8 protein-coding genes are annotated in these 13,383 nt (G+C 40.0%); all 8 read left to right on the top strand.

What is annotated here, in order from left to right:
* The first annotated feature begins 76 nt into the window (after positions 1–76).
* On the top strand, positions 77–2,821 hold the full coding sequence (locus HMPREF1532_RS00785) for a SusC/RagA family TonB-linked outer membrane protein (RefSeq protein ID WP_005923460.1): 2,745 nt from the start codon (positions 77–79) through the stop codon (positions 2,819–2,821).
* A 14-nt stretch (positions 2,822–2,835) separates the two neighbouring features.
* A complete protein-coding gene (locus HMPREF1532_RS00780; RefSeq protein ID WP_005923457.1) occupies positions 2,836–4,470 on the top strand; it encodes a RagB/SusD family nutrient uptake outer membrane protein in 1,635 nt (544 codons plus the stop codon).
* A gap of 211 nt (positions 4,471–4,681) precedes the next feature.
* Complete coding sequence (locus HMPREF1532_RS00775; RefSeq protein ID WP_005923454.1) at positions 4,682–5,224, top strand: hypothetical protein; 543 nt, start codon at positions 4,682–4,684, stop codon at positions 5,222–5,224.
* Positions 5,225–5,248: 24 nt separating this feature from the next.
* Complete coding sequence (locus tag HMPREF1532_RS00770) at positions 5,249–5,824, top strand: hypothetical protein (protein ID WP_005923451.1); 576 nt, start codon at positions 5,249–5,251, stop codon at positions 5,822–5,824.
* Positions 5,825–5,846: 22 nt separating this feature from the next.
* Positions 5,847–9,191 carry a YD repeat (two copies) gene (locus HMPREF1532_RS00765; protein ID WP_005923448.1) on the top strand — a complete coding sequence of 1,115 codons (3,345 nt, stop codon included), beginning with the start codon at positions 5,847–5,849 and terminating at the stop codon, positions 9,189–9,191.
* Positions 9,188–12,502: a DUF6443 domain-containing protein gene (locus tag HMPREF1532_RS00760; protein WP_005923446.1), complete on the top strand. Its 3,315-nt coding sequence runs from the start codon at positions 9,188–9,190 to the stop codon at positions 12,500–12,502. Before HMPREF1532_RS00765 ends, HMPREF1532_RS00760 begins: the two co-directional genes overlap by 4 nt.
* A gap of 1 nt (position 12,503) precedes the next feature.
* Complete coding sequence (locus HMPREF1532_RS00755; RefSeq protein WP_005923443.1) at positions 12,504–12,971, top strand: hypothetical protein; 468 nt, start codon at positions 12,504–12,506, stop codon at positions 12,969–12,971.
* Positions 12,972–13,113: 142 nt separating this feature from the next.
* Positions 13,114–13,383, top strand: a 270-nt coding sequence (locus tag HMPREF1532_RS21590) for a hypothetical protein (RefSeq protein ID WP_187373828.1), incomplete at its 3' end; no start/stop codon positions are given.

Raw genomic sequence — 13,383 nt, 5'->3', positions numbered from 1 at the left:
TAAAAAAGACCGTATCCGGAGAACAGCTTTTAGTCTTTTTTTGTTTTATCTTTATATTCCTTAATATAAAGATAACATGAAACAACACCGACTCATCTTTCTTCAGACTGTCTCATTCTGTTTTTCTCTGTTGGCAATGTCATTGGATGGCTTTTCTCAGAAGCCGTCGGCCGTTCCTCTCGACTCTTTGATTACTGTAGGATATGCCACCGGCAACATTAAGAACCTTTCCGGTTCTGTGGAAAAAATCACCGAGTTACAGATGAACCGCGATCAGATACTGAATCCTCTCGATGCTATTCGCGGACGTGTTCCCGGACTTACCATACAAAAAGGAACAAACGGTACGGCCACTTTGGATGCCGTCCGCCTGCGCGGAACGACCTCGCTTACCAGTGGCAACGATCCTTTGATTATTGTAGACGGCGTGTTCGGTGATCTGAATATGCTTTCGTCTATCTATCCCACTGATATTGAGAGTTTCACCATTTTGAAGGATGCTTCCGAAACTGCCCAGTATGGATCTCGCGGAGCTTCCGGAGTGATTGAAGTCACCACTAAAAAGGGCGTTAGCGGCAAAAATCGGATCAGCTATAACGGTAGTTTTGGTATAGCCACTGTCTATAAGAATCTTAAAATGCTTCCGGCAGGTGCTTTCCGTCAAGTAGCAGCTGAGCAGGGCATTTCCATTCTCGATTTGGGAAATAATACGGACTTTCAAAAGGAGATTGAACAGACCGGCTTCCAGCAAAATCATCATATTGCCTTTTATGGTGGTTCCGATGCTTCCAATTATCGTGTCTCTTTAGGGTATGTTGACCGGCAAGGAGTGATCTTGAATGAGGATATGAAGAATTTCACGTCCAATATGAATATGACACAGAAAATCTTCGGTGATTTTATCCGTTGCGAGTTGGGTATGTTCGGTTCGGTACAGAAAAATCACAATCTTTTCGATTATCAGAAGACTTTTTATTCGGCAGCTACCTTTAATCCTACTTTTCCGAATCATAAGAATACGGAGACGGGTTCCTGGGATCAAATCACCAATGCCAGCCAGATAACCAATCCTCTGGCATGGATGGAAGTGAAGGACCATGATGCAACGTCTCACATCAGCACCCATGCGAAGCTGACATTTAACCTGCTTGATGAACTGAAACTCGTCATGTTCGGGTCTTATACTTATAATATAGTAGAGAACTCCCAGTATCTTCCTACTTCGGTATGGGCACATGGGCAAGCCTATAAAGGAACCCAAAAGATGGAGTCGCTTTTGGGTAATCTGATGCTGACCTATAAGAAGAATTGGCGGAAACACTACTTTGATGTGTTGGCGTTGGCAGAGCTTCAAAAGGAGACATATACCGGATATTACACCACAGTCACTAATTTCAGTACCGATCTTTTCGGCTATGACAATCTTCAGGCAGGAGCTGTCCGGCTTTGGGAGGGGACGAATTCTTATTATGAAGAGCCACACTTGGCTTCTTTTATGGGGCGTTTCAACTACACTTATGCCGACCGTTATATTCTTACGGTCAATGCCCGTACGGACGCCTCTTCCAAGTTTGGTAATAATCATAAATGGGGCTTTTTCCCATCTGTCTCGGCGGCATGGGCGGTGAGTGAGGAGAAGTTTATGAAACGCATTCCTTTGGTGGATAATCTGAAACTTCGTGTGGGTTACGGATTGGCCGGCAATCAGAATGGAATAGATTCTTACACCACTTTGAGATTGGTTCGCCCCAACGGAGTAGTACCTGTGGGAAATTCTGCCGTAGTCACATTGGGCGAGATGCAGAATATAAACCCTGATTTGAAATGGGAAGTGAAGCACACTTTTAATGCCGGAGCAGACTTGGGGATGTTTGGGAACCGCCTGTTGTTCTCTATCAACTACTACAATTCTAAAACGACCGACATGCTTTATCTGTACAATGTCAGCGTCCCGCCATTTGCCTACAATACATTGCTGGCCAATATCGGCTCCATGCGCAATAGCGGTACTGAAATAGCCATCGGCATCACTCCGCTTAAAACCCGGGATATGGAACTGAACATCAATGCCAATATTACTTTCCAAAGAAACAAATTGCTATCCTTGAGCGGCGATTACAATGGAGAGAATATTTCGGCGCCGGAGTATAAGAGTCTGGCGAGTCTTGACGGAGCCGGCTTTCACGGCGGATACAATCATATTGTTTATCAGATAGTAGGCCAGCCTTTGGGTGTCTTTTATCTTCCTCATTCCAGTGGACTCGTTTCCGACGGCAACGGTGGATATACCTATGGTATTGCTGATCTGAATGGTGGCGGAGTCAGTCTTGAAGATGGCGAAGACCGCTATGTGGCCGGGCAGGCGGTGCCTAAAACGTTGTTGGGCTCCAATATTAGCTTTCGCTATAAACGGTTTGACGTTTCGTTGCAGGTCAATGGCGCTTTCGGGCATAAAATCTACAACGGCACCTCGCTTACTTACATGAATATGAATATTTTTCCCGATTATAACGTTATGGAAGAGGCTCCCCGACGGAACATCAAGGACCAGACTGCTACCGATTATTGGTTGGAAAAGGGAGATTATATCAATTTTGATTATCTGACTATCGGCTGGGATGTGCCATTGGGTAAGAGCCGGAAGTATATCCAGTCGCTTCGCCTGGCACTGACGGTGAACAATCTGGCTACCATCACCGGGTATTCCGGACTGTCGCCCATGATCAACAGTTCCACTGTAAATTCCACATTAGGAGTAGATGATAAACGGGGGTATCCGTTGGCACGTACGTATACATTAGGATTGAGTATTAACTTTTAAAGAAAGGTTGCACTATGAAACGTTCATTTATTTATGCACTATATTTTTTGTTGTTGTCATTGTCACAAATATCCTGTGATGACTTTCTCCGGGAAAATCCCCGGGATAGAATAGGTGAGGAAGAAGCCTATCGGAACCTTTCGGAGCTCTATCTGAACGCGGTAGCCTCTCTATATAACCATATAGGCGGTTATAGCGACAGTCAAGGGCTGCAGGGAACCGGCCGTGGTATTTACGATCTGAACACTTTCACTACCGATGAGGCCATTATGCCGACTCGGGGAGGTGACTGGTATGACGGTGGTTTCTGGCAAGGACTTTATTTGCATGATTGGGGTGTCAATAATGATGCCATACAGGCAACTTGGGAGTATCTGTATAAGGTAGTAGTACTCAGCAATAAGTCTTTGGAGCGAATTGATCTTTACGCTGAGACTCACACTGATAAGGAGTTGGCGGCTTATCGGGCTGAGGTGCGTGCATTACGGGCACTGTATTATTATCATCTGATAGATCTGTTTGGAAATGTCCCTTTGGTTCTTTCTTCTTCCACGTCGATGAAAGAGGTGACGCAGAAGAGCCGCAGGGAAGTGTATGATTTCGTGGTACAGGAATTACAAGAGTCAGCTCCGGAGTTGAGTACGGCTCATAGCAATTTACCCGGCACTTATTATGGACGTATTACCCGTCCGGTTGTCTATTTCCTTTTAGCAAAATTGGCTTTGAATGCAGAGGTATATGCTGATAATGACTGGACGGACGGAGTACGTCCGGATGGACGGGAACTTTATTTTACTGTTGACGGAAAGCGTTTGAATGCCTGGCAGACAGTGGAAGCCTACTGTGATTCTATTACGAAATTCGGATATCGTCTTGAAGAAGACTATAAGATGAACTTCGCAGTTTTCAATGAGTCGTCGGCCGAGAATATATTTATTATTCCAATGAATAAAAACCTGTATACTAACCAAATGCAATATCTTTTCCGTTCCCGCCATTACAATCATGCCAAAGCCTACGGACTGAGCGGCGAGAATGGCTCCAGTGCAACCATCGAGGCGTTGCGCACTTTTGGGTATGGCACTGCGGAGGTCGATCCCCGTTTTGATATTTGTTATTTTGCCGGTATTGTATACGATTTGAAAGGGAATGTAGTCCGATTGGACGATGGCACGGTACTTGAGTATCTGCCTTGGGAAGCTGCTTTAGATATATCCGACACCCCATATGAAAAAACGGCAGGAGCCCGTATGAAGAAATATGAAGTGGATGAAACGGCCACGAAAGACGGTAAACTGATGGAAAATGATATCGTACTTTATCGCTATGCCGATGTGCTCCTGATGAAGAGTGAAGCAAAAATCCGCAACGGTGGAGCGGGCGATGAAGAATTGAACCGGGTTCGTTCCCGAGTGGGCGCTTCGTATCGTGAAGCTACTTTGGAAAATTTGCTTGCCGAAAGACAATTAGAATTTGCCTGGGAGGGTTGGAGACGGCAAGATCTTATCAGATTCGACTTGTTTACCCGTGCATATAGCAGCCGGCCACAACTGCCGGATGAGGGAAATGGGTATACTACCGTATTTCCGATTCCCGATAAGGTAAGACGTATGAATCCGAATCTGATTCAGAATCCGGGGTATAAATGATGAATGAGAGGGGTATGCAACTTTCCTTTAGTTTCTACTTATAATTAATATATAAAATGCTTTGTTGGCTGATAAATGCTAACAAACATACTAATCACCTGTAAAATAAATATTTATTTATTTGTTTTACAGGTTTTCTTGTTGTATTTTTACGATAATTAAAAAAAACTATTAAAAGTTATCTGAAATATGTTAACCTATAAATGATGATATGAAAAATTACATTTTATTGTTTTTGCTGTCTTTTGTGTTTATACGGGTATCTGCGCAGGAGTTATCTCAAGAGATATCTCTTCCTCGTGCGGGAGATATACTTGATAAGACACAGTTAGATTACACGACTTCTGGTGCGAGTGGGGGAGAGGTGATATGGGATTTTCGTAAACAGACAGTACGTGATGATAATTACAAAGTAAGTTATTCTGGTAAGATTGATTCAATATTGTGTCTTTCGGAATCAAGGACACAGTATAAATATAGGCTTTCAGGAGATTCGTTACTTTTTGTCGGTTATGAAAATGCCAATATCCGTATCGAAAATAAGCTTCCGGCAGTTACTTTATGTTACCCTTTTGTTTATGGTGATTCTATCGGGTCTTACTTTTATGGCGAGGGTAGTTACAGCCATTCTTTAGGAATTTCTTCTTATGGATTTACTTCTACCGTAGCAGATGGCTTAGGTTCTCTTTTGCTCCCTGGTGTAGATACTTTACGACAGGTTCTCCGTATTCGTCACAATCAATATATAGGGTAAGTTTATCATGCTGAAAGTAAGTTTATGAACGATAGTATTTCTTGTTTGCCGGATAGTGTACGACAATGGCTGAAACATGATCCGGCCAGGTGGCATGTTGTTCATTGCCAGTGGTATGTTCCCGGTTATCGCTATCCGGTATTCGAAACGTTTGAGAACTCTATTTATAAATCCGGTTCTTTGTACAAGCATTTTAATACAGCTTTTTATTATCCTCTTACGGAACAGTGCTATCTTGCAGACGACCCGGAAAATCGTATTATTCGCGATCGGTTAGCTATGCTTGATGAAAGAGCTTTCAAACAAGAATCGAACGATTTTTCATTCACCTCCGGCGGACAATATGGCAATGTTTTATTAAACTATATGCTGACTTCCGAAAAACAACTGACATTACATTATCAGGTTGATGAACCGGTACAATTGGAAGTGATTATTACGACGATTTCGGGTATTGTGCTTTATCATCAACCAGTTCATACCGTTTCTAATGGAATTTATACCGAACAGGTGAGTCTTGCCGGACAAGGAGAAAATGAATTTGTTCTTTGTACTATTGTTAATGGGCAACAGGAATCTCAAAAAATTATCTGTTACTAACTTCGTATAAATTATTGTTATTATGAAGACACGATACGCGTTATTTTGTTGCTTGTTATTGGGTTGTGCTATTTTGAAAGCGCAAAGTCAAGGCCTGACACCGTTCAGAGATATTATTCCTTCTCCTAATTCATGCGCGTTGGCTCAGTATGCGGACTTTCCAGTATCTCTATATACTGGAACTCCTGCTATTGACATACCTATTTATACGATTGATTTGGGAGACTATAAGTTTCCTATAAATTTGAGTTATCACGCTTCTGGTATTCGAGTGGCTCAGGAAGCATCTTGGGTAGGATTGGGATGGGTTTTGAATGCCGGTGGAGCTATTATGCGGACAATTAGGGGGCATGATGATTTTGAGGGTTATTATTATAATGAAGAAGAGATTCCTGAAAAAACTTCGGATATCGAAAAAAGTGGTTATACAGGTCTTACGAAGGATCCGGTGAGTAAATTGGATTATTGCCGATTACTTTTCGGATGTGATGTAGAACCAGATATTTTTTATTATAATTTTGCAGATTATTCTGGACATTTTTATTGCAAACGCGGAGGTGATAAACTACAAGCGATAAATCCCGGGAGTGGCTTTATTTGTGCTGAGCCGGAAAATAACCTTAAAATAGAGGAAATACATTTGGGCAGTGAAACAGCTATTGCTGGTCTTAAAATAACAACACCAGATGGAACGGCTTATGGTTTTGTACAACCTGAAATGAAGTACTCGCAAGTAATAAAGGACGAGAGAGCCAGTATGCATAGTTACGAAGGCCCATTTGCGCAAAATGATATTTTCGTAAACAATAATGCTTATACGACAGCTTGGTATCTGAAAGATATTTACTACCCCAATGGTAATCGTATAACATTTGATTATGAAGAAGAACGTAATGCTTATCTATCTCCGGTCAGCGTCTCTCAATACTTGTATAATATATTAGCAGAAGAAGGCGAAAAGCATCCAGCTTATTTATTGGATTCGAAAGGAATATATTCCGCAGATTTGACTGTTGAATATCCTCGTTTAAAGCGTATCACATGGGAGAATGGGTATATTGAATTTGTCGCATCTGAAGCTAAAAGAAAGGATATACGTTCTTTGGATGATTATAAACATTCTTGGGGGACAACCCAAAATGATTATGCCCGTTCATTGCAAGAAATTCGAATTTACAGTTCGGGGAAAAATAATCGGCTTTTAAAAACATATAAATTCCATACTTCTTATTTTAGTTCAGATAAATTTTGTGAACCTTATTTGAGATTTCGTTTGAGGTTAGACTCTATAACTTTAAAGGGGGCATCCGAATGTTGTCAAATGTATAAAATGGAGTATGATACATTACATGCTTTACCTGCTAAATACAGTTTTTCATGTGATTACTGGGGGTATTATAACGGAAAAGCGAATACATGCCTTTATCCATCGGTTGTAACAGATCGTGATTACTTGGGATTACAAGGTGAGATAGCCATGCATAAAGGAACTTCTTTATCCGGTGCTGACCGTACAGCTAATCCAGCACTTGTTACTTCGTCCATGTTGACGGCTTTTGAAACTCCGGAAGGGGGACGTACCGAGTTTACATATGAGCCAAACAAAATAGCTGGAGAAACGGTACGTATTCCTCTATCATCAGATGGAGTATATAGAGGTTCAGTACATTTTGTAAAACCTGCTAAAGAACACCTTTGTACATTTGTTTTTAATATGCCGTGTGATGGTTATATCGATTTTGAGTATCGGTATCATGGTAATGAATTTCATGCCGCAGAAGAAAAAGGGACGGCTATGGTTGCTTTTGGTAAATATTACTTTACTATTCAGGATATTGACGACAGGGAAAATTTTATAATGAATAAACATAAACTTCATTTATTTAAGGGGATAAGTACGATTGACCTTCAATCCAACACGACAGTGGTTGAATCGGAGATAACCATAAAATTCTATGAAATCCCTTATTACACGGGCCTTCCGCCTTCTTGTGGTGTTCGTATTGCGAAAGTGAAATCTCCTTTATCAACCAAAAGGTTTCAATATGTTGATAGTAACAACCAAAGTACCGGCATTTTACTTCGTGATTTGTTACATACGGTTCGCGAAACTTATTCCTTTTATAACAAAGAAGTATCTGCTGGTGGTAATTTGTTTGTAAAAGGAGGGTCTGTAGCCGTATTAAAACAAAGTTCAATGCCGGTTAATCCGGTAGAGAGTCAAACAGCGGGAGTATTATTCGGATATAGCAAAGTACGAGTATTGACTGATACGAAAGACGGTGATTTGATAGAAGATTTTTATTATTATAATCGAAAAGAAAAAGAACCGGTAATTCCGGGATATCCGGGAGAATTTGTGTTTACTAACGGAAAACTAAAACGACATTGTATTTATCGGGATGGACAATTGGTAAAATCTTCCGGATTTGTTTATCAGGAAACTCCGTTATATGAATTGAAAGCTCTTCGGGAGGATGAAGGAAATTTCTTTCTAATTTCTCCTTATAAGATACCTGTGAAGTTCTGTGGGCTTTTTCAGCGTCGTGATTCTGTTATTGATAATTCTGCCGAGCTTCCAGTAGTTCATACAAATTTAATTAGTTATCAATATAATCCGGATAATTTTCAACCTCGGCAAATTACTAAAGTGGTAACAGACCGTAACCGTAGTGAAACACAAGAATTGTTTTATACTACTGATTTTAAGGATCGTTCTCCTTATAGAGAAATGTGTAGCAAGGCTAATATGGTTTGTACTCCGATAGAAGAGAATTTTTATAAGGGAGCACAAAACAGGCTCATAAAGAAAACTTTGCATGCGTACAAAGAAAATAAGCAAAATATACATGGAGGGCATTTTGTTCCGGATGCTGAGTATACTTATTATCAGCCGGAAAGTTTGGCAGAGCCTACTGTACGGTACGGTGACTTTAGTTTGTATAAGAAACCGGATATCCGCTATGTTGGTTATGATTCTTTGAGTAACCATACTTCTATTGAAAGTCGTATGGGGCAAAGTGCTGTCTATGTTTGGGGATACCACAGACGATATGTGATAGCTCAGATATTTAATGCGACATTGGAAGAAGTCAAAGCACAAGGAGTTGACATTGAAAAAATAGGTGGTACTGCCGAGCCCACTGCAACACAGTGGCAGGCTTTACATGCTTTGCGAAGTAAACTCCCGAAAGCGGATGTGAGCGTGATGACCTATGAACCGGAAGTTGGTATTACTTCAAAAACGGATGGACGTGGAATGACGACCTATTATGAATATGATGATATGGGGCGGTTGAGTTGTGTACGTGATAATGATTATAATATTATTCAAACAAACCATCTTAAATTAGCAACCGAGAAATGAAACGTTTTAGTAGATTATACATTATAGGATTCCTTTGGACTTCACTGTCTCTCAGTGCACAGGAGAATATTCTGACTTCTCGCGTTTTGCGTGAACCGGTACAAAAAGTGTCAGAAGTAAATGATGCTAACTCGGTCACTACTATTGAGTATTATGATACGGCAGGCCGCTTGATACAAACGATACGGAAAGGGTTTGGACCGAATGGTGAAGATTTGGCGGATTATATTCAATTTGATGAAGCAGGCCGGATAGCGAAAGAGTATCTCTCTACTCCTTTTACCGGAAATAATGGAGTCTTTGTACCTGTCTCTGAATTTGAACAAAGCACCCAGACATGGTCTCGTACGCATCTGTATGAAGCTTCTACGGAAGGTCGGATAGTAGAAACTTCCGGGATGCATGTCGGAGGAAAAAGTATAAAATATGATTATCGGTTAAGTAATTCTTCAGAACCGGAGTTATCGGCTTTAGAATTCAGGATGCAGAACAATACTACAATAAATAAACGTATGGCTGCGAGAGGGGCTTATCAGGTGGTGGAAGAAATAGATGAGGATGGACATCGTATTCTTTTGTTTACTGATAGCGATGGGCATACGGTGCTAAAGCGTCGCGTAGATGGAGATGTATATCACGATACATATATGGTATACGATGCTTACGACCATTTACGTTGTGTTCTTCCACCTGCTGCTGTAGATGCTTACTCTTCTTTTGATGATCAAAGTCTTTCAGCCGGTAATTTTCTCGACTTGTATGCTTATTTTTATATTTATGATAACGATAACCAATGTGTTGGCGTAAAATATCCGGGTGCGGACTGGATTTACACAGTATATGATGGAGATTATCGCCCCATTCTTTCCCAAGATGGTAATCAGCGGAAACGGGATGAATGGAGTTTTATTAAATATGACGGCTTAGGGCGTGTTGTTATAGAAGGCATAGTTAAAGATAAACGTACTCGCGATGATTTGGCTGATATATATGAGGATGTATTGGTACACGAAGAATATATTGGAACTGAAGGACCTTGTCGTGGATACACAGATCATATAAAGATGGGACAGAATCGTTATATTTTAACTTGTATACGTTATTATGATAATTATGCTTTTACAGAATTTTCTTCTGATTGGTCTTTTGCTAATATGGCGTCATCCGCTTCTGCCAAAGGTTTGCTGACAGGGGTATTTGAAGCTGTGTTAAATCAACCTGATAAAGGACGTTTTACGATTAATCAATATGATGATAAATCACGCTTGATTCGTCGCGACTCTAAAGAGACTCTGTCGAACAATACATTGTCTGCCGATTATAGCTATAATTTTAGTGGAGCATTGATACGAAGTGACTCCCGTTACGGTAATCGTTATTCTTTGAGATTGGATTATAATTACGATCATGCAGGACGGGAAAAGAACAGTATATGTGTTTTGGGATATGGGACCACTCATTATACTTCTCCTCTGCGTGCTTTTACTTATGATTCCCATGGTCGTATTTCTGAAAAAATGATGCAAGGAAATAAAGTTAAGATGACATATGGTTATCATAATGACGGAACGTTGTTCAATATTGGCAGCATGAATGGCTTTAATGAAACTCTTTATTTCGGCAATTCTATGTTACCCTATCAATTGTCTCGTTGTAATAATGGTAATATAGCTGATATATCCATTTCTCAGGGCGGGCGTTTGTATTTCTATCATTTTGATTATGATGGTTTTGATCGTTTAACGTCGGGTATGATGTATGGAGTGAATGGTAGTCGTATGAGGAATGATGAATTTTTCGATTACGATAAAATGGGTAATATAACCTCTTTACTTCGTTTGGAAGAATCGGGGTCGGTGAATGATTTGGATATTCATTATCGTGGAAACCAATTGTTGAAAGTGACGGATGGAAATCATAGTTTTCCTGCAACTTATGATTTTGCTATTTATCCTGATCTTGTTGACCACGAACAAGAATATTATTATGATAGTAATGGGAACGAGATAGCTAATCTCGATAAGAACATTGTTGCCACCCGTTACAATATTCTTAATTTACCTGATACAGTGCAGTTTGGGAATGGAAATCGTATAGTGAATTATTATCTTTCAAATGGTACTAAGTTAGGGAGTGTGTCACGCACCTATACGACTCCACTGTCGGTCCCATTGGATGGAGTAACTCATAGTGCTGATCCTTATGTGGAAACTACGGAATGGCGTAATGAAGGGATACATTATAAAAACGGTATAGCGGAACGGGTAGATATTGAAGACGGTTATTTACAGTTAGATGTAAATAAAACATCCGGTGCTTTAAATGCTATCGGTTATTATGCATATATTTGCGATCATCTGGGTAGCATTCGTCAAGTATGTGATGCTGTGACGGGGGATGTTGTACAAAGTTTGGAATATTATCCGTCCGGATTGATTTTTCGTAGTACAAACTATGACTTGCAATCTAATAAATACACAGGTAAGGAGTTAATTTCCATGCATGGATTGAATCAGTATGATTCGGATGCGCGTATGCAGGAATTTCAGATTCCTCATTTTACGACGCGGGATCCGTTATGCGAGGAGTATTACGATATCAGTTTGTATGCTTACTGCGCAAATAATCCGATGAGGTATGTTGATCCGGACGGACGATTTATAGGAACTGCCATAGGGACAATTGTTGGAGGAATAAAGGGAGCATATGAGGCTCATAAGAATGGCACTGATGTTTGGGCAGGGGCTGCAGAAGGAATGGTAGCTGGTGCTATAACAGGCGCGGCTGTAGATCTTGCTGTTGCAGCCACGGTTGCTACTGGAGGTGGGGCCTTGGTTGTAATTGGAGCGGGTGTTGCTGCAGGAACGGTAGCCGGGGCTACAGGAGCGATTGCAGGAGATGTTGTGGGGCAAGTTGTTACAGCCAAAAATGAAAATAAAACATTTTCTCAAGCAGTAAGTAATATCTCGACTGATAATTTTGCAGATAAAGCTAAAGGAGGTGCAATAAGTGGTGCAATAACCGGTTTTAGTGGAGGATTGTTAGGAGTAATGGGAAAAACTGCAGCTTCCTCTACGCAAGCTATTCAAGGAACAATGTCTAAAAACATCACAACAACGGTAGCAACATTAACCGAACAAGGTGCTTCTCAAGGAACTGTAACCACGGCAGTAAGTGGTATAACCAAAGGGATGGGAACTGTAGGAGCTAATACTACAAAATCGATGATAAAAGTGGAGACTGTTACATCAGTTGTAACCGAAGCTTCAACAAAATTAGTAGAAGATCGTATAAAAAAAGGAGGACATTGAAATGAAATTGTTTGTAAAACTAATATTTGTTGCTAATTTTTTATTTTTGGGTGGAGGCTTTTTAATTGCTTTTTTCCAATATATTGCATATAATGGTTTTGGTGATATTTTTGAATACGTAAAACCTGAACAGCTTGAGACTCATGTTAAGATTGATTCTATAAAGGAAACAAAAACAATATTTTATAAATACGTTGTTGATCAGAAAGTATACGAATCGAAACAGTCTGTTTACATACCAAGTATTGCAGAATGCGATTTTTATGAGAATAGTGTGTACTATAATAAGAAAATTCCTTTTTTAAGTTATGTTGGAACAAAAGAATTGAAATTGAATAGTCCGGAATCAGGTATGGTTGTTTTTGGTTTTTTCTTCCTTTTTATTTTCTTGATATACAGATACGCTGACATGGATAAGTGGATTGGGGTTTATACCAGAGGTGAATATAAAAGCAGCAGAAAAAAATAGTGTTTTTTATAAATTTGAAAGAATGAAAATGGTGAATCTTGCATTATGATTGGAATCCGTATGCATATTGTATGGGGAATCTTATAAAATATATTGATAAGAGAGTAGTGTGTCTGACTGGCTTTCTATACAGAATTTTAATATGGATATTTATAATAAGCAAGTATTTTCGAGTGCGTCATCTGTACATGTGCCACAATTTGTATTAGAGCATCTTTTTATAGATTCTTACAAAATAGAAGATAATCCACAGAAAAGTGAAAAAACGGAAAAGAAAAAATCTGCAACAGCTCTTCCTGTTCCAATTTTAACGACTTTGGGTACTGCAGCAGAAGCATTTGGTACAACAGTTGTATCTTATATTGGTCCGATTTTTATTATACTTACACTTCAAGGGGATAGCTCTCCTAAA

The sequence above is a fragment of the Bacteroides salyersiae WAL 10018 = DSM 18765 = JCM 12988 genome (genome assembly GCF_000381365.1).
Classification (GTDB): domain Bacteria; phylum Bacteroidota; class Bacteroidia; order Bacteroidales; family Bacteroidaceae; genus Bacteroides; species Bacteroides salyersiae.
This window is presented reverse-complemented; position numbering and strand designations above follow the sequence as displayed.

Coding starts and splice junctions, on each gene's coding strand:
- HMPREF1532_RS00765 (WP_005923448.1), top strand. CDS start 5,847: ATGAAGACACGATACGCGTTATTTTGTTGCTTGTTATTGGGTTGTGCT.
- HMPREF1532_RS00785 (WP_005923460.1), top strand. CDS start 77: ATGAAACAACACCGACTCATCTTTCTTCAGACTGTCTCATTCTGTTTT.
- HMPREF1532_RS00760 (WP_005923446.1), top strand. CDS start 9,188: ATGAAACGTTTTAGTAGATTATACATTATAGGATTCCTTTGGACTTCA.
- HMPREF1532_RS00775 (WP_005923454.1), top strand. CDS start 4,682: ATGAAAAATTACATTTTATTGTTTTTGCTGTCTTTTGTGTTTATACGG.
- HMPREF1532_RS00780 (WP_005923457.1), top strand. CDS start 2,836: ATGAAACGTTCATTTATTTATGCACTATATTTTTTGTTGTTGTCATTG.
- HMPREF1532_RS00755 (WP_005923443.1), top strand. CDS start 12,504: ATGAAATTGTTTGTAAAACTAATATTTGTTGCTAATTTTTTATTTTTG.
- HMPREF1532_RS00770 (WP_005923451.1), top strand. CDS start 5,249: ATGAACGATAGTATTTCTTGTTTGCCGGATAGTGTACGACAATGGCTG.